Below are 21,663 nucleotides of genomic sequence, written 5' to 3' on the forward strand. Positions count from 1 at the left end.
TCCCCGCCGTGACGGCGACCGGCCTGCGTTCCGTGGCGACCGTGACCAGCGACCCCCGCGCGACGGTCAACGTTCCGCCGGCGCCGGTACCAGCCGTCCCCAGCGTGACGACCGTCCCCGCCGCGAGGAGAACCGATCGTCCGGCGGTGGTCGACCCACGCGTGGCGACGAGCGTCCCCGTCGCAGCGAGCGTGGACCCGTGCGTGCTGGTGCGGACCGTCCGCGTGAGGACCGTCCCGAGCGCCCGACCGGCCCGCGGCTCCCGGACGACGTCACCGGCAAGGAACTCGCGCCCGACGTCCGGCACTCGCTCTCGGGGTTGACCTCCGAGAACGCCGACATCGTCGCGAAGCACCTCGTGGCCAGCGGTCGCTTCGTCGACGTCGATCCCGAGCTGGCGTGGCAGCACGCCCAGGCCGCGCAGCGTCGCGGTGGGCGCATCGCCGCCGTGCGCGAGGCCGCCGCCATCGCCGCCTACAAGGCCGGTCACTTCCGCGAAGCCCTGTCCGAGCTCCGGACCGTGCGTCGCATGACCGGGGACGACAGCTACCTGCCTCTCATGGCCGACTGCGAACGCGGCCTCGGCCGCCCCGAGCGTGCCCTCGACCTCGCGACCTCGCCTGAGGCCGCCGCCCTCGAGACCGAGGCGAAGGTCGAGATGTTGATCGTCGCCGCCGGCGCTCGTCACGACCTCGGCCAGCACGATGCGGCCGTCGTCTCGTTGCAGGTGCCGCAGCTGCGCACCAACAGCCGCGCCACCTGGCGTGCCCGGCTCTGGTACGCCTACGCCGATGCGCTCATCTCCGTCGGCCGCCAGGCCGACGCCCGGGAATGGCTCGTGCGCGCCGCCGAGGCCGACACCGACGGCGAGACCGACGCCTCTGAGCGTCTCGACGAACTCGACGGCATCGTCTTCGACGAGGAGTTCGAGGACGACGACGTGGCGGCAGCCTCCACGGCCTCCGCGACCTCTGACGAGGACGACGAAGACGAAGACGAAGACGAAGACGAAGACGAAGACGAAGACGAAGACGAAGACGACGACGACGACGAGGACGACGACGAGTCCGACGACGTGAAGAGCGAGCACTGAGCAGCATGCGGGTGTACTGGCCGACGACCCTGTCGGAGCTGGCGCGGGTGGCTGAGTCAGGGCTCCTCGCCCCGGCCCCCGCCGTGGTGCACGCGGTCACCCGCACCCTGCGCGACTTCTACGCCGACGCCGATCCTCGTGACCTCGAGGAGGAGCTGGAGTACGTGGCGATGTCGGACGCGGCGGAGCAGTCGGTCCGTCTGTTGGCCCGGGACACCGCGCCACCGCGACGGGTCGTGCTCGCCCTCGACGTCACCGATGGTGACGTCGAGACGAGCTCCGACGCCGGGTGGTCAGCGCCGGAGCGTTCCCAGGTCACGGTCAAGGTCGCGCTGACGCTCGACGCGCTGGCCAGCCTGCACGTCGACGACGCGGAGGCGGAGGCCGACGTCCGAGCGGCGGTGGCCGCCCTGCCCGCCGCCGACGCCGGTGACGAGGAGGCCCAGTTCGCCGTCGAGGCGTGCGAGGGTCACGACCTGCTCTGGTACGACGCCGGTGAACTGCCGGTGCTGCTCGCGGTCGGTCCCTGACCGACCGACGGGCTCAGCGGGACAGCCACTCCCGGGCCAGTTCGACCTCGGAACGCACGAGGTCGAGCAGGCCCGGGAGTGCTGCTTTCTCCACCGTCCCGCCCAGCAACGGGACCCGGACGCTCAACGACCCGGTCAGCTCGTGGACGCTGCCGGCCTCGACGGGAGCGAGGACGGCGGTCGCCGTCAGCTCGACGGGGGCGGAGCGGACGGTCAGGATCAGCTGTCCCCGGCGGGAGCCGTCAGAGCCGGCCGGTGCCCAGCGCTCGACCTGGTCGACCACGGCCGTGGTCCCGAGGAAGCGCGACGCGGCCTGGGGGAGCCGGTCGGTGCCCACGGTGCGCGACGTTGTGACGACGGTCGTTCCCGCGTCGTCCGTGACGGATTCCTCGTGGGTCAGCGCGCCGGTGCGTTCGGCCCGGGCGACGAGGAAGGCCGGGTCGGTGAGGACGGCCCACACGGCGCCGGGTGCGGCGGTGAACTCTGAGCGTTCGGAGAAGTTCGTGGACACCTTCAGCGGTTCCCTTCACGGGTCAGGACGGCGAGCGGGGCACCCAGGTCGCCGACCAGGGCCCGCTCGACCTCGAGGACGGCATCTGCGCCGGGCGGTGACGGAAGGGCCCGCAGCCGGTCCGCGGCGAGGTCCACCGCCCGGGCTGCGGCCAGGACGGCGGCGACGTCGTCCGCGGCGGTCAGAGCCGTGGACGCCCGCCGCAACCGGGCGGCGAGGGCGGCGAGCCCGGTGACGTCGCCGCGGCTGGGACCGACGAGGTCGACGACGGTCACGGGCGCGAGAGGAGGTCGTGAACGGCTGCCACCAGCTCCTCCACCGCCGACGCGGCGGTCGGGTCGTGCAGGTCGACGTCGGTGGCGGCCAGCTCGCGGGCCAGCGCCGCGCGCTCGGCCGGCGGGGCGCTCGGGCCGGTGATCGGCTCGCTGGTGATCGGCACGCGAACACTCTATTGCGCGGCCCGCGAGCAGTCCGCGACCCGGGCCCGCCGCACGATCGCGGAGATCACCACTAGGCTGCTGGTGCGTATCCACCCGCGAATCGGAGCAGTGATGCCCGCCTCCACCTCGGCCCCCGCCAGCACCGTCCGCGAGCTCGTGCGAGCCGCTGTCGCCGTCCGCGACACGTCGTGGGGTGACGGCCTGCCGACGTCGTTGCGCGACGGCAGCGCGCCCGAACGGTTGCTGCTGGACTACTACGCCCACACGTCCGTGGACGACCTCGCCGACCACGAGCCGGCCGAACTGCTGGCCGCGGTGGCCTCGCACGTGCGCAGCGGGGAACGGCGCCCAGCGGGCACGACGCTGGTGCGCGTCGTCGACGGTGCCGAGTCCGGGGCGGGGTCCGGCCGCTCCACCGTCGAGGTGGTCACCGACGACATGCCGTTCCTGGTGGACAGCCTCACGGCGGCGTTGACGCGGCTGGGACGGGGGATCCACCTGATGGTGCACCCGCGCCTCGCCGCGAAGCGTTCCGACGACGGCACCCTCATGGACCTGCACGACCTCGACACCGCGCCGCCCTCGGAGCCGGCGGAGTCCTGGATCCGGATCGAGGTCGACGGGCACGGCGGCCACGAGGCCGACGCGGAGCTGCTGAGCGAGCTGACCCACGTGCTGGACGACGTCCGGGCGGCGGTCAACGGCTGGCAGCCCATGCGCGCCAGGGCGTTGCAGATCGCCGACGAGTTGCAGATCGACCCGCCCCGTGGGGTGAGCGACGCCGAACTGCGCGTCACCGAACGGTTCCTCCGCTGGATGGCCGACGACCGCTTCACGTTCCTCGGCTACCGCGAGTACGACCTGCGGACGTCCGGAGACGACGTCGTCCTCGCCGCCCGTCCCGGGACCGGACTCGGGGTCCTCGCCGATCGGCCCGGGCGTTCCGGCGGGCGTGAGCGGACGCTGTCGGGTCCGGTGCGCGACAAGGCGACCGAGGCCCAGGTGCTCGTCGTCACCAAGGCCAACGCCAAGGCGACGGTGCACCGACCCGCGTTCCTGGACTACGTCGGGATCAAGACCTTCGACGACCAGGGACGGGTGACGGGGGAGCGACGCTTCCTCGGGCTCTTCACGTCCGTCGCCTACACCGACTCGGTGAAGCGCGTCCCCGTCGTGGCCGAGAAGGTCACCGACGTGCTGCAGCGCGCCGGTTTCGGGTCCAGCGGGCACTCCGCCAAGGACCTGCTGAGCATCCTCGAGACGTTCCCCCGCGACGAGCTCCTGCAGTCCGACGTCGACTCCATCCTGCGCACGGCCCTCGCCGTGCTGCGGTTGCAGGAACGTCGCCGCACGCGCCTGTTCCTGCGCCGCGACGACTACCGCCGGTTCATGTCCTGCCTGGTCTACCTGCCCCGCGACCGCTACACGACCCGGGTCGGGGCCCGCATCGAGGCCTCCCTCAAGGAGGCGTTCGACGGCGGTTCCGTCGAGTCGACGTTGCGCGTCTCGGAGTCGGTGCTGGCTCGGCTGCACATCGTCGTGCGGGCCCGGCCGGGCGAGGAACTCAGCGACGTCGACGTGTCCCGCCTGGAGACCGATGTCGCCCGCGCCGCCCGGTCCTGGGACGACGACCTCGCCGACGCCGCCCGCGTCCAGCTCGGGGACCGCGCCTCGGCGGCGCTGGTGCGTCGCTGGGTGGCGGGCATCCCCAACGGTTACCGGGCCGCGGTCGACGCCGAACGTGCGGTGCGCGACCTCGCCCGGGCCGGTGAACTCCTCGACGCCGGCGGTGAGGTGCCCGTCCTCGACCTGCGCGACGATCCCGAACAGCCCCGCACCTGGCGCTTCACCAGCTACCGGACCGTTCCCGTCACGTTGAGCGCGGTCCTGCCCGTCCTGACCGACCTCGGGGTCGAGGTGACCGACGAGCGGCCGCACGTCGTGCACCGCGACGACGAGCGCACCGTCCACATCGACGACGTCGGGCTGCGCCTGCCCGTCGACGTCTGGCAGCTCGACGCCGACCCGGCCGCCGCCAGGAAGCGCTTCTGCGACGCCTTCGCCGCGGCCTGGACGGGGAAGGCCGAGAGCGACGCCCTGGCCCGCCTCGTCCTGGCGGGGCAGCTGGACTGGCGCCAGGTCTCGATCCTGCGGGCGCTGGTGCGCTACCTGCGCCAGGTCGGTCTGGCGTACTCGCTCGACTACGTGGCCAACTGCCTGCTGGCCAACGTCGGACTGACCCGGCTCATCGTGCGGTTGTTCGAGGCGCGGTTCGCGCCGACCCGGCACGGTCACGAGGACGAACGCGCCGAGCTCGTCGACGCTCTGGTGGAGGAGACCCACGGCGCTCTCGACGAGGTCGACGGCCTGGACGCCGACCGCATCCTGCGCGCCCTGCTCTCCGTCGTGCAGGCGATCGTGCGGACCAACGCCTACCAGCACGCACCGGACGGGCAGGCCCACGACCACCTGTCGTTCAAGTTGTCCCCGCGCCTCGTCGCCGGGATGCCGGAACCCGCCCCGCACGCCGAGGTCTGGGTCTACTCCCCGCGCGTCGAGGGCGTCCACCTGCGTTTCGGCGAGGTCGCCCGGGGCGGGTTGCGCTGGTCGGACCGCCGCGAGGACTTCCGCACCGAGGTGCTCGGGCTGGTCAAGGCGCAGATCGTGAAGAACGCCGTCATCGTCCCCACCGGGGCCAAGGGCGGTTTCGTCGCCAAGCAGCTCCCCGACCCGTCGGTGGACCGCGACGCCTGGTGGGCCGAGGGGATCGCGTCGTACAGGACGTTCATCTCGGGGTTGCTGGACATCACCGACGACCTGCGGATCGTCGAGGGCCGACGCACGACGGTTCCCCCCGTGGACGTCGTGCGCTACGACGGCGACGACTCCTACCTGGTGGTGGCGGCCGACAAGGGGACGGCCACGTTCTCCGACATCGCCAACGAGATCGCGGTCTCCCGGGGGTTCTGGCTCGGGGACGCGTTCGCCTCGGGCGGGTCGGTGGGCTACGACCACAAGGCCATGGGCATCACGGCCCGCGGCGCGTGGGAGAGCGTCCGCCGCCACTTCCGCGAACTCGGGCACGACACCCAGACCCAGGAGTTCAGCGTCGTCGGCGTCGGCGACATGAGCGGCGACGTCTTCGGCAACGGGATGCTGCTCTCGGACCGGATCCGGCTGGTCGCCGCGTTCGACCACCGCCACGTGTTCCTCGACCCCGATCCCGAACCCGTTGCCGCGCACGCCGAGCGGGCCCGGTTGTTCGCGTTGCCGCGCTCGTCGTGGGCCGACTACGACACCTCGCTGATCTCGGCCGGTGGTGGGGTGTACCCGCGGACGGCCAAGTCGGTCCCGGTCAGCCCGCAGGTCGCGCAGGCCCTCGGCCTGGAACCCGGAACGCACTCGATGTCCCCGGTCGAACTACTCAAGGCGGTGCTCGCGGCCCCGGTGGACCTGTTCTGGAACGGCGGGATCGGCACCTACGTCAAGGCGTCGACGGAGTCGCACCCGGACGTGGGCGACAAGGCGAACGACGCCATCCGCATCGACGGCCGCGACCTGCGGGCCAGGGTCGTCGGCGAGGGCGGGAACCTCGGGCTGACCCAGCGCGGTCGCATCGAGGCCGCCCTGCAGGGCCGCGGGGGAGCGGGCGTCAAGCTCAACACCGACGCCATCGACAACTCCGCCGGTGTCGACTGCAGCGACCACGAGGTCAACATCAAGATCCTCCTCGACCACCTCGTCACGCAGGGGGAACTCGAACCGGGTGACCGCAACGACACCCTGCTGCGGATGACCGACGAGGTCGGCCGTCTCGTGCTGCGCGACAACTACGACCAGAACGTCGTCCTGAGCGTCGAGGGGACCTTCGCGGCCGGGCTGCTCCCGGCGCACCGACGGTTCCTCGACACGCTGCAGCGCAACGGGGACATCGACCGGCGGCTGGAGGCGCTGCCGTCGCCGACGGAACTGGACCGGCGCGCCCGCGACGGTGCCGGGCTCACCATGCCCGAACTCTCCGTCCTCGTCGCGCACGCCAAGATCAGTCTCGGTCGCGACGTGCTGGCCAGTGCTCTGCCCGACGAGCCCTGGGTGGCGGAGACCCTCAAGGGGTACTTCCCGGCCGAGCTGCGGGAACGTTTCGGCGACCACCTGGCCGACCACCCGCTGCGGCGGGAGATCGCGACGACGGTGCTGGTGAACCACGTCGTCGGCACCGGCGGGTTGACGTTCGCCTTCCGGGCGGCGGAGGAGACGGGCTGCGACCCGGCCGACGTCGTGCGGGCGTTCGTCGTCGCGACCCTGGTGTTCGGGCTGCTCGAGCGCGCCGCCGCGGTCGAGGCCCTGGACGGCACCGTCGAGGCCCACGTGCAGTCGCGGATGCGCCAGGAGCACCAGCGGTTGCTGGACCGTTCGGTGCGGTGGCTGCTGCACGCCCGGCCGGAGGGGATCGACGTGCCGGCCGAGATCGCGCGGTTCGGTCCGGCGGTGGCGCGGCTCACGCCGCAGATCGCCACGTTCATGCGCGGCGTGGACGCCGAGGCGACCGACGCCGAGACCGCCTGGTTCACCGAGCGCGGGATCGAGGAGGGCGAGGCCCGCCGCACGGCGTCGCTGCTGGCGACGTACCCGTTGCTGGACGTCGTGGAGGTCGCCGAGGCGTCCGGGCGGGCCGTCGAGGAGATCGCCGCCACCTGGTACGAGCTCTCGCACCGCTACGGCATCGAAGCGATGCTCGACGGGATCGCGGCCCTGCCGCGGGCGGACCGCTGGCAGTCGCTCGCGCGGGCCGCGCTGCGCGACGACCTCTACTCCGCCCTGCGCGACCTCACGGCCGCCGTCGTCGCCCACGCCGGTGCGGAGGACGAACTCGACCCGGCCGCGGCCGTCGAGGCGTGGGAGACCGCGCACGCGCCGGCGGTGCGACGGGCCCGGCAGACGATGGGGGACCTCGAGGGGGAGCCGGGTGCCGGGGACCTCGCGGCGCTCTCCGTGGGGCTGCGGACGCTGCGGACCGTGCTCCGTGCGGGCTGACCGGCCCGCCGCGCCGGGCGAGCCGTAGGCTCACAGGGTGCCGACCATGTCTGACCTGCTGCACTCGGAGACCGCCGTCGAAGGCGCCGAGGCGGAGTGGTTGCGCCTGCTGGTCGGCGACTGGCAGCTCATCTCGGACCTGTCCTTCGCCGACCTGGTGCTGTGGGTCCCCTCGGCGGACCGGCAGCACTTCGTGGCGGTGGCGCACTGCCGGCCCACGACGGGACCGACCGTGCACTACGACGACGTCGTGGGCGCGGTCCTGGAGCGGGGTCGCCGCCCGCAGGTCGACACGACGTTCGACGAGGCGCGCAGCCTGCGCGGCCGGGACCCGGAGTGGGACGACGACGTCCCCGTGCGCGAGGAGACGATCCCCGTCGTCCGCGAGGGGGTCGTCCTCGGGGTGCTGGCCCGCCACACCAACCTGGCGACCTCGCGGACCCCGAGCCGGCTGGAACTCAACTACGTCAAGTGCGCCGACGACCTCACGCGGATGATCGCCGCGGGTGACTTCCCGCAGACGGCGGCGCCGACCGGGCCCCGGCGCGGCGCTCCCCGGGTGGGGGACGGGATGTTGCGCCTCGACTCCGAGGGCGTCGTGACCTACGCCAGCCCGAACGCGCTCTCCGCCTTCCACCGGGCGGGCCTCATCGGGGAACTCGTCGGGGCCAACCTCGCCGAGATCTCGAGTTCGCTGGCGGCGAGCCACCTGCCCGTCGACGAGTCGCTGCCGCTGGTCGTGACCGGTCGTGCGCCCTGGCGCACCGATCTCGAGACCGATGCCGCGACCTTGTCGATGCGGGCCATCCCGTTGACCCGCAAGGAGAACGGTACGGCGACCCGGATGGCGGCGCTGCTGCTCGTGCGCGACGTGTCCGAACTCCGTCGTCGTGAGCGTGAACTCATGACGAAGGACGCCACCATTCGAGAGGTCCACCACCGGGTGAAGAACAACCTGCAGACGGTGGCCGCCCTGCTGCGTCTGCAGGCCCGCCGGATCGTCTCCGAGGAGGGGCGTTCGGCGCTGCAGGAGGCGATGCGTCGCGTCTCGACGATCGCGACCGTGCACGAGACGTTGTCGCAGGGGATCGACGAGAACGTCGACTTCGACCAGGTCCTCGACCGCTGCCTGATGATGGCCGCCGAGGTCGCGATGGAGAACGCCGAGCGCGTCCGCACCGTCCGGGAGGGGAAGTTCGGGGAGTTGCGGCAGGAGGACGCCACGGCGCTGGCCCTCGTCCTCACCGAACTCGTCACCAACGCCGTCGAGCACGGGTTCGGCTCAGACCGGGCCGGGACGGTCGTGGTGCGGGTCGAGCACACCGACGACGACCGCCTCGCGGTCGTCGTCAGCGACGACGGGATCGGGCTGCCCGAGGACTTCCAGGCCGGCAGTTCGGGTCTGGGGACCCAGATCGTGCGGTCGCTGGTGGCCGGCGAACTGAGGGGGCGCATGGAGTTCGGGTCGAGCGACACCGGCGGGACCGAGGTCCGCCTGGATCTGCGGGTGCGTCGCGACGCCAGCCAGATCGGCTCCGTCCGCAACTGACCGGACATCGCTGACCGGACATCGCTGACCGGACGTCGAACAGCCCCGGGACCTCGTGGATCCCGGGGCTGCTCGAGGTGGGTGGTGGAGCTGAGGTCAGCTCGCGCGGCGGGCGCGGGCGGCGCGGCGCTTGAGCGCGCGGCGTTCGTCCTCGCTCATGCCGCCCCAGACGCCGGCGTCCTGGCCGGTCTCCAGCGCCCACTTCAGGCAGGAGTCGACGACGTCGCAACGACGGCAGACAGCTTTGGCCTCTTCGATCTGGAGGATCGCCGGACCCGTGTTCCCGATGGGGAAGAACAGTTCGGGGTCTTCGTCGAGGCAGGCAGCGCGGTGGCGCCAGTCCATGGGGATTCCACTCCTTCTCAGCGGTTGCGGTCTCAGTACGCGCGGGCCCGTGTCGTGGTGACGAGTTGGACACGCGTGATCCCTGAGCACCGGCAGCGCCGGCGGTGCCGGGACGCAGCCGCACTGGTCGGTGTGGACCAGGTGCGACGTGTGTCGGGGATCGCGTTGGGATCTAATGTCACATCCCGCGGCGCTTCCCACAAGAGGTACAGCCGGGCCGTTCGTGGAGGAAGCGTGTCGGCTTCGTCACATGGACGTAACACGGACGACCCCTCCCGGTAATCCCCGATCCCCGCACGAGGCAGCGCGACACGCCGTAGTGGTGGCCCCCCGAGGGGGGACGGTACTCAGGGGCACGCCGTAGCGTTCTCCTCGTGCCCCCCGGTTCGCCCTCCCACCCTGCGCCCACCCCGCGCCGTTCACCCCTGCTGACGCTCGTCGCGGCCCTCGTGATCGTCGAGGCGCTGATCCTCGTGGGGGCCGCGGTCTACCTGCTGCACGGACTGCTCGTCGAGGACGCCGCCGCGCCGATCGCGGCGATCGCGATGGTCGTGATGGCGCTGATCTTCGCGGTGGGCGTCGGCTTCTGCGGGTGGGGCCTCCTGCACCGCGCGACCTGGGCACGTTCCCCGGTCGTGGTGTGGCAGCTGCTCGAACTGGCCGCGGGCATCCCCGCGTTCAGCGGGGGATCACCGTGGGTGGGGATCGTCCTGGTCGTGCCGGCCGTCGTCGTGCTCGTCGGGCTGTTCGTGCCGTCGGTCTCCGCGCAGGTCTCGCGCTGACCCGCACGCAGCCGGGTCAGTCCGTCTCGTCACCGAGGCCCTCGCGCAGCTCGGCGAGGGTCCGGGTCAGCAACCGCGACACGTGCATCTGGGAGATGCCGATCTCGGCCGCGATCTGCGACTGCGACATCCCGCGCACGAAGCGCAGCGCCAGGATCCGGCGTTCCCGTGCCGCCAGACCGGCCAGCAGCGGGCGCAGCGCCTCGCGGTTCTCGACGTTCTGCAAGGCGTCGTCGTCGGCACCGAGTGAGGCGACCGGGGACGTCGGGGAGCCGGTGTCCAGGGGCAACGTCGAGTAGGCGTTCGCGGACTCCAGGACGTCGACGACGTCCTCGGCGTCGTAGCCGGTGCGTTCGGCCAGTTCGGCGATGGTCGGTGCCCGACCGAGTTCGTGGGTGAGCGCCTCGCGCGCGTCGCCGAGCGCCCGTCCGGCCTCCTGGATGCGGCGGGGGACGCGCATCGCCCACCCGCGGTCGCGGAAGTGACGCTTGATCTCGCCGAGCATGGTCGGCACGGCGTAGGCGCCGAAGGGGACGCCGCGGGTCGGGTCGAAGCGGTCGAGGGCCTTCAGGAGCCCGATGGTGGCGACCTGGACGAGGTCGTCCTGCGGTTCGCCGCGGCCGAGGAAGCGCGCGGCGAGGTGCTCGGCCAGGGGGAGGTGGCGGCGGGTGAGGTCGTCGCGCAGGCGGACCCGCTCGGGGTCCCCGATCGGGAGGGAGGCCATCCGGGACAGCAGCGGGGCGTCCTCCACGTCGCGGGAGGACGGCAGGTCGAGCGGCGCCGCGACGGGCGGCTGCGGGACGTCCGCAGGGCGGCCGTCGGGGTCTTCGTCGGCTCTGCTGCGCGGATCGATGACCTCAGGGTCACCGTGCGCGTGCGTGCGCGCCACCGGGACGTCACGCGCACGGGGGCGCGGCGGCGTCCGGTTCACCCGACCCCCGCCGCCAGGCTCGCCTGGGCGCCACTGGTCTTGCTGTGCCGCAACACGATCCAGGCCCCGGTGGAGGACGTTCCGGTGAAGACCTCGCCGACCAGGGCCTCCAGCACGGCCCAGGCGAAGCTGGAACGCTCGGGCAGTTCCCGGGCCGGGCCGCGGACCTCGACCTCGAGGCTGCCCTCGCCGAGCCGGAAGGTCGCGACCAGTTCCTCGTCGTCGGGGGCGGAGCCCAGGAGCAGGGTGCAGGCCTCGTCCACGGCGATGCGCAGGTCCTCGATCTCGTCGAGGGTCAGGTCGAGCCGCGCGGCCAGGCCGGCGCTCGCCGTGCGGACCACGGTCAGGTAGGCCGGGTCCGCCGGTACCCGCAGCTCCACCAGATCGGTCGCTGCGTCCGGGTCCGGGGTGCTCACCGGGTCTCCGGTCGTGGGGGTGGACACGGGTTGACGTCCTCTCGGGGCCGGGTGCGGGTGTCGCACGCAGCAGCTTGGTAGATGCTCACCGTAGACCGCCGCGCACTGTGGGTCACTTCCGGTCGGAGGCGGTCGCCAGCGCGTCCAGCCGGTCCCCGTCGAGGCGCCACACGGTCCAGTCCTCCTCGGGGCTCGCCCCGAGCGTCCGGTAGAAGCCGTGGGCCGGGGTGTTCCAGTCCAGCACCCAGAACTCCAGGCGCCCGAGGCCGCGGTCGGCGCAGATGCGCCCCAGCTCGCCGAAGAACGCCCGGCCGATCCCGGACCGTCGGTGCTCGGGCCGGACGAACAGGTCCTCCAGCCACATCCCCTGCCGGCCCAGCCAGGTCGAGAACGTCGTGTACCAGAGGGCCATCCCGGCGACCTGGACGACCCCGTCGACCTCCACCTCGGCCAGCACGCAGCCGATCCCCGTACCCGGCTCCAGCGCGCGGGCGAAGTCCTCGGCCCGCGCTGTCGCGGCCTCCGGCTCCTTCTCGTACTCGGCGAGCTCACGGACCATCTCGGCGATGCTCGCGCCGTCGGCGGGGACGGCGGTGCGGAGGGTGAAAGCGGTGGGGGAGGCGTCACTCACCCACTCACCGTAAGGCAACCGTCACGGCGTTCCGGGCCCACCTCGGGGCCCTCGTCCAGGTGCTCGACGGGGGTGGCGACGCGCACGCTCGTCCACTGCCCGTCACGCACCACGAAGCCCGCTCCCACGCCCGGCCCGGGGGCCACGACCGGGCGCCGCGAGACGACCTCCGCGGGCACCGTCCCGCCGCGGCCCAGCAGCACCGTGGTCCGGGTGGCCGTCCGTGCCGCGGCGGCCAGGCCGCGGAAGGCCCCGGCCACCTCCGCGCCGTCCCCCGCGAGCACCACCCGTGCCCTGCCGTCGCGGGTCAGGGCAGCCGCCAACGCGTCCTCCGACGCCGGCGGCAGGGGGCGGGAGACGTCGTCGACGAGGACGAGGGCGTCACCCGCGAGAGCGGCGGCGAGAGCCTCCGCGTCGACCTCACGAGCCCAGCACGCCGTGCCGCCTGCGGCGGTCTCGGCCCCGGCCAGCGTCCGCAGTGCGGACGTGCGTCCGCTGCCCGGGGGACCGCAGACCAGGACGGCCCCCCGCGGGTCGACCCGCACCACGTCGGCGTCGTCACCGCCACGCCCCAACGGGAGCCCGTCCCGGCCGCCCACGTCGACGTCGTCGAGGCGCACCACCGCGGGGAGGGGGGCCACCGCGTCGCGCCCGCCGACCGCACCCGGCGCGAAGGGCAGGGCGACCTGCACCTCCTGCGCGCGACCGTCGACGACCAGCAGACCCCGCCCCGGTGGGGCCTGTCGCGGCACCTCGGCAGCGCGCAGACCGAGCAGTGCGGCGTCGCTGCGGTCCGGCAGGCGCAGCAGCACGACCTGACCGCAGGTGCCCGCCACGGGACCCGTCAGCGCCTGCCGGTCCGCGCCCACGACGATCCGGACGCCGACGCCGGAGGCCTCCCGCAGCAGCCGCAGCAGCGCCTCCGGACCGGCGGCCGGGTCCGCCACGCCGAGGGCGTTCACCCAGGCCTCCCAGCCGTCGACGGCGAGCAGCAGGAACGGTTCACCGGCCCAGCCCGAGGCCCGCCGCCGCTCGACCTCCCCCTGCAGCCGCAGCAGCAACCGACCGGCCCGCCACACCTCGCTCGGGCCCACCACCGACCCGACCCGACCCCGGCCGGCGAGGTCGGCGAACCCGCCGCCGGCGTCCAGCACGTGCACCTCCAGAGGATCCGCGGCCCTGCCGCGACCGGCCGTCGTCACCAGGCGCCGCAGCAGCGTCGTGCGGCCCGAACGGATCCCGCCGACGACGAGCAGGTGGTCCCCGGCCGCGAGGTCCCAGCCGGCGCTCTCCTGACGCTGGCTGTCCGGCAGGTCGAGCCGCCCCCAGGTCAGGACGCTCCCACCGGAGGGCGGGACGTCGTCGGAGCCCAGGACGTCGGGCAGCGGCGCCAGCCAGGGGGAGGCGGGCACCGTCCGGTCGGCGGCGGCCGTGCGGACCGCGTCCACCAGGCCGGGGAGGTCGTCGACCTCCTCGCCCGCCTGCACCGTCCCCGGGGTCCGGACCTGCAGGCCCACGCGGGGGCGCGGACCCGACAGCCGCGCGGTCTGGAACGTCTCCAGCCCTTCGCTGCCCCGGCGCAGGACGGCGCGTCCGGGGACCCGGTCGCTGAAGGAGGCCGGGGACGGATCGCCCACGACGTCCTCGGCATCGGCCCGGTCCTGCACGCGCAGGGCGATCCGCAGGTTGGTGTTCGCCCGGATCTCCGGGCTGACCACCCCCGCGGGCCGCTGGGTCGCCAGGACCAGGTGGATGCCCAGCGACCGACCGACGGCGGCCAACCGCACGAGACCGTCGACGAAGTCGGGCAGCTCCTGGCTCAGCACCCGGAACTCGTCGACGACGACGACCAGGCGCGGGAGTCGCCCCGGCGCCAGATCACGCACGTCCGCGGCGCCCGCGGCGGCCAGGACCTCCTCGCGGCGGCGGACCTCGGCCCGCAGGCTGCGCAGCACCCGCGCGGCGAGCTGGTCGTCGAGGTCGGTGACGACCCCGGCGACGTGCGGCAACCGCACGCAGTCACCGAACGCCGCTCCGCCCTTGTAGTCGACGAGGACCAGCTGGACGGCCTCGGGCGGTGAGCCCGCGCACAACCCGGCGACGAGGGTCCGCAGCAGCACGGACTTGCCCGCACCCGTCGTGCCGGCGACGAGCGTGTGCGGACCGTCCGCGGCGAGGTCGACCCGGCAGACACCCTGCCCGCCCACGCCCAGGACCGCCGGGAGCCCCGGGACCACCTCCCGCCAGGAACGGGCGAGATCCCCGGCGCTCGCGGGACCCAGGAGGTCGGTGAGCCGCACGTCACCGGGCGTCGCGGTACCCGCCGTCGTCCCGGCGTCGCGCAGGGGGGCCAGTCCGCGGGCCAGCCGCTCCGACCAGTCCACACCCACCCCGTCGGGACGGAAGCGGCTCGACCCGGTGCCGGTGACGAGCCGGGCCGGGGTCGCGGCGAGGTCGACGACGGAACGGCACTCCGCGGGCAGCTCGGAGACGTCGTCGGCCAGGCAGACCACGTGCACACCGTGCCGGGGCCCGTCGTCGAGCAGGTCGGCCAGTCGCGGGTCCGGCCGCCACCGGGGCGCGTCGTCGAGCACGAGCACCAGGTGGCTCCCGCCGCGCCACTGCTCCCGACCGCCCCGCGTACCGGCCCGGCGTTGGGCCAGCTCGCGCGCGGCGGTGGCGAGGACGTGAGCGGCGTCGAGGTCGAGGTCGGGGGTGAGCAGGTGCGGCAGCCAGGCGCTCCACGACCAGTCCTCCGGGGACCCGGCCACGCCGAGGCGCAGGGTCGCCGGCGAGTGCCACCCCGCGAGCTGGCCGACCACGAACCGGGCCGTGCGCAGCAGGGCGGGACGGGGTCCGGCCAGCCCGAGCGGCCCCGCGGTGAGCGCGACCCCCACCGGGACGTCGCGCAGCAGCGCCCCCGGCACCTCGGCGTCGGGGCGTTCCCCGCGCACCTCGACCGCTGCGGACGGGCGGTCGCCGAGTCCGAACCGGACGTGCAGGTGGTCGGGGTGCTCCGGCGAACGCGCGAACAGGCCCTCGCCGCGGCCGAGGACCTCGGCCAGCAGCCTCGCCGCGTCCGGAGCGAACTCGTGGGCCCGGTCGCGCTCGGCGGTGAGCGCCGAGCGGCGGGTGGCGGTGACCAGTTCCCGGGCGGCCCGCAGTTCCACGGCCCGACGGCGGGTGGTGGCCGTGTGCCGACGGCGCTGGGTCCACCACTGCCCCCCGACGAGCACGGGGGAGGCCAGGCCCAGCAGCAGGGACAGCGGGCTCCAGAGCAGCGCCAGGACACCCGCGAGGGCCAAGGGCACCAGCAGGGCGAGGACGGGGAGTTCCGGGGCCGCTGCGCTCGGCGCTTCCGCGGGCCAGCGCAGCACGTGGCTGGGCGCCGGCGGGAGCAGTCGCGGCGGCCGGTTCAACCGGAGACGGCCCTGACCGTCGGCACGGATCCCCGCGGGACGCACCGGGGTCGGGGCGAGTTCGAGCACGGAACCACCGAGCACCAGGCGGACGGGCAACGGCACCCGACGGGAGCCGCGCAGGGTCTCCCGGCCGTTCGTGTGGAGCAACGCGGTTCCGTTGAGCGAGCCGGTGTCGCGCACCGTCACGGTTCCGTCGTCGTGCACGGTGAGTTCCGCATGGACGCGCGACACCGAGGGGTCGTCGAGACCGAGGTCGAGGTCGAGGTCGGTCCCCGGTTCCCCGCGGCGACCAACGCGGTGGGTTCCGGTTCCCAGGCCCGACGTCCGACCGGCCTCGGGTCCGGCGACGACGTGCAGCGCGAGTTCCGCCTCGCCGATCTCACCGGCCTCGCTGACGGCGGGAACCCGGACCCCGGCCACCAGCGGCGGTCGGCCGAGGACCGCGCCGGCGACGAGTTCCCCGTCCACCCGCCACTCCTCCTCCCACCCCGAGGGCCAGGGGCCGGTCAGGGGTTCGAGGAGTTCGCGGGCAGCCGCCAGCGTGACACCGGCGGGATCCTCGACCGGTGGGTCGATCTCCACGTCGGCGCCCAGGACGGTCATCCGGAACGGCACGCCGGGATCGTGGCACGCTGCCCGCGGGACCCGGTCGTCGTCCACAGGGCCGAGGGTCGTACCCGGAGTTGTCCACATCACCCGAACGCCACACGGCCCTGCTGCCCTACCGTCTCCGGACGAGAACCGGGGACCGAGAAGCAGGGGGTGGACGTGGACGCGGTGCGGATGGTCGAGGACGAGGTGCGCACGCTGGTGCGCCGCCGGATCGCGGCGGGTCGTTTCCGCGGCGACCCCGCGGAACTCCGGGCCCTCGTCGACGGCGTCGTGCTCGACTACGACCTGCGTTCCCTCGACGGTTCCCTGCCGGGCCTCGACGACCGCAACCAGGCCGTGCGTGCGGTGATGGCCGCGGTGTCGGGTTTCGGCCCGCTGCAGCGCTACTTCGACGACCCCGAGGTCGAGGAGATCTGGATCAACGAACCCGGGAAGGTGTTCGTGGCCCGCGGCGGGGTCTCCGAACTCACGACCACCATCCTCGACGAGGACACCGTCGCCGAACTCGTCGAGCGGATGCTGGCCAGCACCGGCCGTCGGGTGGACCTCTCGAGCCCGTTCGTCGACGCCGCGCTGCCCGACGGTTCCCGGGTCCACGTCGTCATCCCCGACGTCACCCGTCGGCACTGGGCGGTGAACGTGCGGCGTTTCGTCGCCCGGGCCCGCCGCCTCGACGACCTGGTGACCCTCGGTTCGCTGACGGCCCCGGCCGCCGCGTTCCTCGCCGCGGCCGTCACCTCCGGGTTGAACCTCCTGGTCTCCGGTGCGACCCAGGCCGGCAAGACGACGCTCCTGAACTGCCTGCTCAGCGCGGTGCCGGCGAACCAGCGGGTCATCACCTGCGAGGAGGTCTTCGAACTGCAGCTCGCCGCGCGCGACGTCGTCGCGATGCAGTGCCGCCAGCCGAACCTCGAGGGGCGGGGGGAGATCCCGTTGCGGCGCCTGGTGAAGGAGGCGTTGCGGATGCGCCCGGACCGACTCGTCGTGGGGGAGGTGCGCCAGGCCGAGAGCCTCGACCTGCTCATCGCGCTGAACAGCGGCCTGCCGGGGGCCGCGACGATCCACGCGAACTCCGCCGCCGACGCCGTCGCCAAGATGTGCACGTTGCCGCTGCTGGCCGGGGAGAACGTGACGAGCGGTTTCGTCGTCCCCGCGGTGGCGGCGAGCCTCGACCTCGTCGTGCACGCGGAACTCGACGTCGACGGGCGGCGGCGGGTGCGGGAGGTCCTGGCCGTCACGGGTCGCACCGAGGGTGGCGTCGTCGAGACCGCGGAGGTCTTCGTCACCCGTGACGGTGCCCTCGTCCGGGGGAGCGGGTGGCCGCCGCACCGCGACCGGTTCGCGCGCGCGGGTTTCGACCTGACGGCGTTGCTGGCGGGTGGGTCCTGATGGACGGCGTCGGCATCGGCGTGGTGTTCGGCGTCGGGTTGTTCTGCGCGTGGTGGGCCTGCTGGGAACGGCCGCCCCGCGCCGCTGCCCGCCGCGCCTCCCGCGTCCGCGAACTCCTGGACGCCGCGGGGTGGCGGGAGGTTCCCGTCCCCGTGCTGCCCGCGGCGTGCCTGCTCGCGGGGGTGCTGGGCGCGGTGGTGGTGACCGGGACGAGCGGGGTCCTCGTCCTCGGCGCTGCCGCGGGGTGCGCCGCCACCGTCCTGCCCGTGCTCGGTCTGCGGCAGCGCGTCCGGCGACGCCGCCAGGACACCGCCGCGCAGTGGCCGGACGTCGTCGACACCCTCGCCTCGGCGGTGCGGGCCGGGTCGTCCCTGCCTGAGGCCGTCTGCGGTCTCGCGAGCCGGGGGCCGCAGTCGCTGCGACCGGCCTTCGCGCGCTTCGCCGCCGGCCACCGCGCCAGCGGTGCCTTCGACACCGAACTCCGCCGGTTGCAGGAGGAACTCGCCGACCCGGTGTTCGACCGGCTCGCCGCCACCCTGCGGATGACCCGGCAGGTCGGTGGCAGCGACCTCGGGACCACGTTGCGGACGTTGTCCGGCTACCTGCGCGAGGACCAGCGCACCCGCGGTGAACTCCTGGCCCGTCAGAGCTGGACGGTCTCGGCGGCGCGGCTCGCCGTCGCCGCTCCGTGGATCGTCCTGGCGCTGCTGGCCACCCGCCCGGGAACCCTGGAGGCCTTCGACTCCTCGGCCGGGGCCCTGGTGCTGCTGGTGGGAACGGTCGTCTCCGCGGGTTCCTACGCGGCGATGTCCCGCCTGGGCCGCCTGCCCACGACGCGACGGGTGCTGTCGTGAACGTCGGGATCCTGCTCGGGCTGCTGGCCGGGACGGGTTTCCTCGTGCTCCTGCACGCCGCGCCGTGGAACCGTTCGCCGGGGATCGAGGCCCGTGTCGGCCCCTACCTCGGCGCCGCCCCGTCGTACCGGGCGTCGTGGTGGGCCGATCCGTTGCGCGGTCTCGGGTCCGCGGTGGGCGCGCGGTTGGGGTCGGGGCGGGTGGTCGCCGAACGACTGGCGGTCCTGGACCCGTCCCTCGACCCTGCTTCCGACGGGGCGTCCGGACTGGAGGCCGCCCTCGCCCAGCACCGCGCGGAACAGGTTCTCTTCTCGGTCGCCGGGGTCGTGTCGGCGGTGCCCGCGGGGTTCCTGGCCGGCGGGTCGACCCCGGTCACGGTCGTGGCGTTCGTGGTGGCGGGTGGGTTCGCCGGCGCCCTGGTCCGGGGGGAACTCCTGGCCCGCCGGGTCCGGGTCCGCCGGGCGGAGATCGCGGCGGACCTGCCCGACGTCGCGGAACTGCTCGCCCTGTCCGTGGGGGCGGGGGAGAACGTCGCCGGTGCGCTGGAGCGCGTCGCCGCCGGGAACGGCCCGTTGTGCGCGCAGCTGCGGCACAGCCTGGGCCGGGTCCGCACCGGGACGCCGCTGCTGGACGCGCTGCTGGACCTCGCCGGGCGGTGGGGCGTCGCGCCCTTCACCCGGTTCGTCGACGGGATCGCCGTGGCCGTCGAGGCGGGCAGCCCGTTGGCCGAGGTGCTGCGCGCCCAGGCGGGCGACGCCCGCGAGGCCGAGCGACGCCGACTCATCGAGAGCGGCGGTCGCAAGGAGGTCCAGATGATGGTCCCCGTCGTCTTCGGTGTCCTGCCCGTCACCGTGCTCTTCGCGGTCTACCCCGGCCTGGCCCAGCTGCAGCTCGGCTGACACCCCTCTCGAAACCCCTCGTCCGAACCCCTTGTCCGAACCCCTGAACACCGAGGAACTGGAGACCGTCCGTGTCGACGCTCGACCTGCACCGCGTGCGCACCTGGATCGCCCGTGCCCTGGCGAACGTCCGGGAGAACTCCGACGACCGGGGCGACGTCCCCGGCTGGGTGCTGGTCACGATCATGACGGCCGGGCTGGTCGTCGGGTTGTGGGCCGTCGCCGGCCCCCGCCTGGAGGCGGTGTTCACCCAGGCGATGGACGCCGTCGTCGGGCAGCTGTGAGGAAGGACGAGGGTTCCGCCGTGGCGGAGTTCGCGGCCGTCGCGGGGTTGCTGGCGCTGCTGTTCGCGGCCGTCGTGCAGCTCGCCGTCGTGCAGCACGTCCGGGCCACGGCCGCGGACTGCGCGGGGGAGGGGGCCCGGTTCGGCGCCCTGCGGGGCAACACCCCGGAACTCGGCGCACGGCGCAGCCGGGAACTCCTGGCCGCGTCGCTCTCGCCCCGCTTCGCCGACCACGTCGCGGCGGACGTCGTCGACCTCGGCGGGCTGCGCGTCGTGCAGGTCGACGTGGACGCGCCGCTGCCCGTGATCGGCCTGTTCGGCGTCGGCCGGGGGATGCACCTCGAGGGCCACGCGGTCCTGGAGGGCGCGCGGTGACCCGCGACGAGGGCAGTGCGGCGGTGGAGTTCCTCGTCGTGGGCGTGCTCCTGCTCGTGCCCATCGCCTACCTGGTCCTCACCCTGGGCCGGGTCCAGGCGGCGACGTTCGCCGCCGAGTCCGGGGCGCGGGAGGCGTCGCGGGTGCTCGCGACCACGGCCGACGGGGAGACCCTCGCCGAGACGTCGGTGGCCCTCGCGCTGGCCGACCAGGGGTTCGCGACCCCGCCGGGGACGCTGGTGCTGGAGTGCGCGGCGGACCCGTGCCGTTCACCGGAGGCGGAGATCGCCGCGACGGTGCGGATCGACGTCGAGCTGCCCTTCGTCCCGGGTCTCCTGGGCGGGGCCGTCCCGGCGCACGTCCCGGTGCAGGTGCGCCGGGTCGCCGTCGTCGACCGGTTCGCCTCGTGAGCGACGCGTCCGAGGGGTGCCGGGACGAGGGGCGGATCGCGCTGCTGTCGCTGGCCTTCGGCCTGCTCGCGATGGTCCTGGTGCTGGTCGTGGTGTCCGCCTCGGCGGTGCACCTGCAGCGCAAGCGTCTCTACGCGGTGGCCGACGCCGCGGCGGCCGACGCGGCCGACGCCCTCGACGACGCGGCCTACTACACGGGCGACGGCGACCTGCTGCTCTCCGACGCCTCCGTCCGGGCCAGCGCGGCCGACTACGTCGCCGCCCACGCGGACCTGGCCGGTGTCGTCGTGGCCGCGGGCACGGGAACCCCGGACGGGCGCACGGCGGTCGTGGTCCTGGACGTCGACGTCCGGCCGCTGTTCGTCGCCTTCGTCCCCGAGGCGTTCGCGGCCGGGATCCGGCTGCGGGCCACGTCGCGTGCGGTCGCCGACCTGCGCTGAACGTGTCAGCGTCACAGCGTGAGCGAACTCAAGGACGCACGGATCCTCGTCACGGGTGCCGGCGGGGGGCTGGGACGGCCGATCGTGCGCCTCCTGACCCGGGCCGGGGCGCGGGTGGTCCTCAGCGGGAGGGACGTCTCGACGCTCGAGGGAGCCCACGCCGTGGCCGCCGACCTGCGCCTGCCGGGGGAGCCGGAACGTCTCGTGGCGGAGGCCGTCGACCACCTCGGTGGCCTCGACGGCCTGGTCCACGCGGCCGGCGTCGTCGCCTTCGGTCCGGGGGTGGAGGCCGACGACGAGCTCCTCGACGAGCTGTTCCTCGCCGACACCCTCGGGCCGATCCGGCTGCTGCGCGCGGCCGTCCCGCAGATCACGACGGGCGGGTTCGCCGTCGTCGTCTCCGCGGTCGTCGCCGAACGGCCACAGCCGGGGATGGCCGCGTACTCCGCGGCGAAGGCGGCGCTCAGCTCCTTCACCCAGGCGCTGGCCCGGGAGGTCCGGCGCGAGGTGCGGGTGGTCGACGTGCGCCCCCCGCACACCGAGACGGGCCTGGCGCAGCGTCCCGTCGCCGGGACCGCACCCCGGCTGCCGACCGGCCTGGACCCGGAGGCGGTGGCGGAACGGATCGTGCGCGCGATCGTCGAGGACGAGCGCGACCTGTCCTCCGCGGCGTTCGCGTGAAGGGCGGGCCGGGTGCCCCGACGTAGACTCGTCGGT

At 74.1% G+C, this 21,663-nt stretch carries 21 protein-coding genes; 13 read left to right on the forward strand and 8 right to left on the reverse strand.

What is annotated here, in order from left to right; genetic code table 11:
• Nucleotides 1-199: 199 nt before the first annotated feature.
• Both OG218_RS20035 and OG218_RS20040 read left to right on the forward strand, forming a co-directional pair.
• A complete protein-coding gene (locus OG218_RS20035) occupies nt 200-1,093 on the forward strand; it encodes a hypothetical protein (RefSeq protein WP_328294987.1) in 894 nt (297 codons plus the stop codon).
• 5 nt (nt 1,094-1,098) lie between these two features.
• A complete protein-coding gene (locus OG218_RS20040; protein ID WP_442906408.1) occupies nt 1,099-1,623 on the forward strand; it encodes a DUF6912 family protein in 525 nt (174 codons plus the stop codon).
• A 13-nt stretch (nt 1,624-1,636) separates the two neighbouring features.
• On the opposite strand, the gene OG218_RS20045 is transcribed toward OG218_RS20040, so the two are convergent.
• The 3 genes from OG218_RS20045 to OG218_RS20055 are packed head-to-tail and all read right to left on the reverse strand — an operon-like array spanning nt 1,637 to nt 2,573.
• The gene (locus OG218_RS20045; protein WP_328294989.1) at nt 1,637-2,134 is read right to left on the reverse strand and encodes a DUF2505 domain-containing protein; all 498 of its coding nucleotides are present in this window, start codon (nt 2,132-2,134) and stop codon (nt 1,637-1,639) included.
• Nucleotides 2,135-2,136: 2 nt separating this feature from the next.
• Nucleotides 2,137-2,409, reverse strand: coding sequence for a hypothetical protein (locus tag OG218_RS20050; protein WP_328294990.1), 273 nt, complete (start codon nt 2,407-2,409; stop codon nt 2,137-2,139).
• Nucleotides 2,406-2,573 (reverse strand): hypothetical protein, encoded by a 168-nt coding sequence (locus OG218_RS20055; protein WP_328294991.1) that lies wholly within the window; start codon nt 2,571-2,573, stop codon nt 2,406-2,408. Before OG218_RS20055 ends, OG218_RS20050 begins: the two co-directional genes overlap by 4 nt.
• A gap of 112 nt (nt 2,574-2,685) precedes the next feature.
• On the opposite strand from OG218_RS20055, the gene OG218_RS20060 reads away from it, so the two are divergent.
• A complete protein-coding gene (locus tag OG218_RS20060; RefSeq protein WP_328294992.1) occupies nt 2,686-7,608 on the forward strand; it encodes an NAD-glutamate dehydrogenase in 4,923 nt (1,640 codons plus the stop codon).
• Between the two features lie 46 nt (nt 7,609-7,654).
• On the forward strand, nt 7,655-9,157 hold the full coding sequence (locus OG218_RS20065; protein WP_328296268.1) for a sensor histidine kinase: 1,503 nt from the start codon (nt 7,655-7,657) through the stop codon (nt 9,155-9,157).
• A gap of 96 nt (nt 9,158-9,253) precedes the next feature.
• Here OG218_RS20065 and OG218_RS20070 read toward each other — a convergent pair whose 3' ends face one another.
• Nucleotides 9,254-9,502 carry a WhiB family transcriptional regulator gene (locus OG218_RS20070; protein ID WP_012086460.1) on the reverse strand — a complete coding sequence of 83 codons (249 nt, stop codon included), beginning with the start codon at nt 9,500-9,502 and terminating at the stop codon, nt 9,254-9,256.
• A 374-nt stretch (nt 9,503-9,876) separates the two neighbouring features.
• On the opposite strand from OG218_RS20070, the gene OG218_RS20075 reads away from it, so the two are divergent.
• Nucleotides 9,877-10,284: a hypothetical protein gene (locus OG218_RS20075; protein ID WP_328294993.1), complete on the forward strand. Its 408-nt coding sequence runs from the start codon at nt 9,877-9,879 to the stop codon at nt 10,282-10,284.
• A gap of 16 nt (nt 10,285-10,300) precedes the next feature.
• On the opposite strand, the gene OG218_RS20080 is transcribed toward OG218_RS20075, so the two are convergent.
• The 4 genes from OG218_RS20080 to OG218_RS20095 all read right to left on the reverse strand — a co-directional run bounded on the left by OG218_RS20080 (nt 10,301) and on the right by OG218_RS20095 (nt 16,299).
• Nucleotides 10,301-11,173, reverse strand: a complete 873-nt coding sequence (locus OG218_RS20080; RefSeq protein WP_328294994.1) for a SigB/SigF/SigG family RNA polymerase sigma factor — start codon at nt 11,171-11,173, stop codon at nt 10,301-10,303.
• A 38-nt stretch (nt 11,174-11,211) separates the two neighbouring features.
• Nucleotides 11,212-11,631 carry an ATP-binding protein gene (locus OG218_RS20085; protein WP_328296269.1) on the reverse strand — a complete coding sequence of 140 codons (420 nt, stop codon included), beginning with the start codon at nt 11,629-11,631 and terminating at the stop codon, nt 11,212-11,214.
• A gap of 112 nt (nt 11,632-11,743) precedes the next feature.
• Nucleotides 11,744-12,262 (reverse strand): GNAT family N-acetyltransferase, encoded by a 519-nt coding sequence (locus OG218_RS20090; protein WP_328294995.1) that lies wholly within the window; start codon nt 12,260-12,262, stop codon nt 11,744-11,746.
• On the reverse strand, nt 12,259-16,299 hold the full coding sequence (locus OG218_RS20095) for an FtsK/SpoIIIE domain-containing protein (protein ID WP_328294996.1): 4,041 nt from the start codon (nt 16,297-16,299) through the stop codon (nt 12,259-12,261). The genes OG218_RS20090 and OG218_RS20095 overlap by 4 nt, the downstream gene beginning before the upstream one ends.
• Nucleotides 16,300-16,467: 168 nt before the next feature.
• On the opposite strand from OG218_RS20095, the gene OG218_RS20100 reads away from it, so the two are divergent.
• The 8 genes from OG218_RS20100 to OG218_RS20135 all read left to right on the forward strand — a co-directional run bounded on the left by OG218_RS20100 (nt 16,468) and on the right by OG218_RS20135 (nt 21,627).
• Nucleotides 16,468-17,685 carry a CpaF family protein gene (locus tag OG218_RS20100; protein WP_442906534.1) on the forward strand — a complete coding sequence of 406 codons (1,218 nt, stop codon included), beginning with the start codon at nt 16,468-16,470 and terminating at the stop codon, nt 17,683-17,685.
• The gene (locus OG218_RS20105; protein WP_328294998.1) at nt 17,685-18,539 is read left to right on the forward strand and encodes a type II secretion system F family protein; all 855 of its coding nucleotides are present in this window, start codon (nt 17,685-17,687) and stop codon (nt 18,537-18,539) included. The genes OG218_RS20100 and OG218_RS20105 overlap by 1 nt, the downstream gene beginning before the upstream one ends.
• Nucleotides 18,536-19,438, forward strand: a complete 903-nt coding sequence (locus OG218_RS20110) for a type II secretion system F family protein (RefSeq protein ID WP_328294999.1) — start codon at nt 18,536-18,538, stop codon at nt 19,436-19,438. The genes OG218_RS20105 and OG218_RS20110 overlap by 4 nt, the downstream gene beginning before the upstream one ends.
• A 95-nt stretch (nt 19,439-19,533) precedes the next feature.
• Nucleotides 19,534-19,722, forward strand: coding sequence for a hypothetical protein (locus tag OG218_RS20115; RefSeq protein WP_380162200.1), 189 nt, complete (start codon nt 19,534-19,536; stop codon nt 19,720-19,722).
• A gap of 20 nt (nt 19,723-19,742) precedes the next feature.
• On the forward strand, nt 19,743-20,096 hold the full coding sequence (locus OG218_RS20120; RefSeq protein WP_328295001.1) for a hypothetical protein: 354 nt from the start codon (nt 19,743-19,745) through the stop codon (nt 20,094-20,096).
• Nucleotides 20,093-20,506, forward strand: coding sequence for a pilus assembly protein (locus OG218_RS20125; protein ID WP_328295002.1), 414 nt, complete (start codon nt 20,093-20,095; stop codon nt 20,504-20,506). Before OG218_RS20120 ends, OG218_RS20125 begins: the two co-directional genes overlap by 4 nt.
• On the forward strand, nt 20,503-20,946 hold the full coding sequence (locus tag OG218_RS20130) for a hypothetical protein (protein ID WP_328295003.1): 444 nt from the start codon (nt 20,503-20,505) through the stop codon (nt 20,944-20,946). The genes OG218_RS20125 and OG218_RS20130 overlap by 4 nt, the downstream gene beginning before the upstream one ends.
• A gap of 18 nt (nt 20,947-20,964) precedes the next feature.
• On the forward strand, nt 20,965-21,627 hold the full coding sequence (locus OG218_RS20135; RefSeq protein WP_328295004.1) for an SDR family NAD(P)-dependent oxidoreductase: 663 nt from the start codon (nt 20,965-20,967) through the stop codon (nt 21,625-21,627).
• Nucleotides 21,628-21,663: the final 36 nt, after the last annotated feature.

Origin of the sequence: Kineococcus sp. NBC_00420 (assembly GCF_036021035.1) — a bacterium.
In the GTDB taxonomy this organism is placed as follows: domain Bacteria; phylum Actinomycetota; class Actinomycetes; order Actinomycetales; family Kineococcaceae; genus Kineococcus.

What these genes read in the sequence shown, in the direction of transcription:
- OG218_RS20105 (WP_328294998.1), top strand. Translation starts at nt 17,685, where the DNA reads ATGGACGGCGTCGGCATCGGCGTGGTGTTCGGCGTCGGGTTGTTCTGC.
- OG218_RS20065 (WP_328296268.1), top strand. Translation starts at nt 7,655, where the DNA reads ATGTCTGACCTGCTGCACTCGGAGACCGCCGTCGAAGGCGCCGAGGCG.
- OG218_RS20060 (WP_328294992.1), top strand. Translation starts at nt 2,686, where the DNA reads ATGCCCGCCTCCACCTCGGCCCCCGCCAGCACCGTCCGCGAGCTCGTG.
- OG218_RS20070 (WP_012086460.1), bottom strand. Translation starts at nt 9,502, where the DNA reads ATGGACTGGCGCCACCGCGCTGCCTGCCTCGACGAAGACCCCGAACTG.
- OG218_RS20040 (WP_442906408.1), top strand. Translation starts at nt 1,099, where the DNA reads ATGCGGGTGTACTGGCCGACGACCCTGTCGGAGCTGGCGCGGGTGGCT.
- OG218_RS20100 (WP_442906534.1), top strand. Translation starts at nt 16,468, where the DNA reads ATGGTCGAGGACGAGGTGCGCACGCTGGTGCGCCGCCGGATCGCGGCG.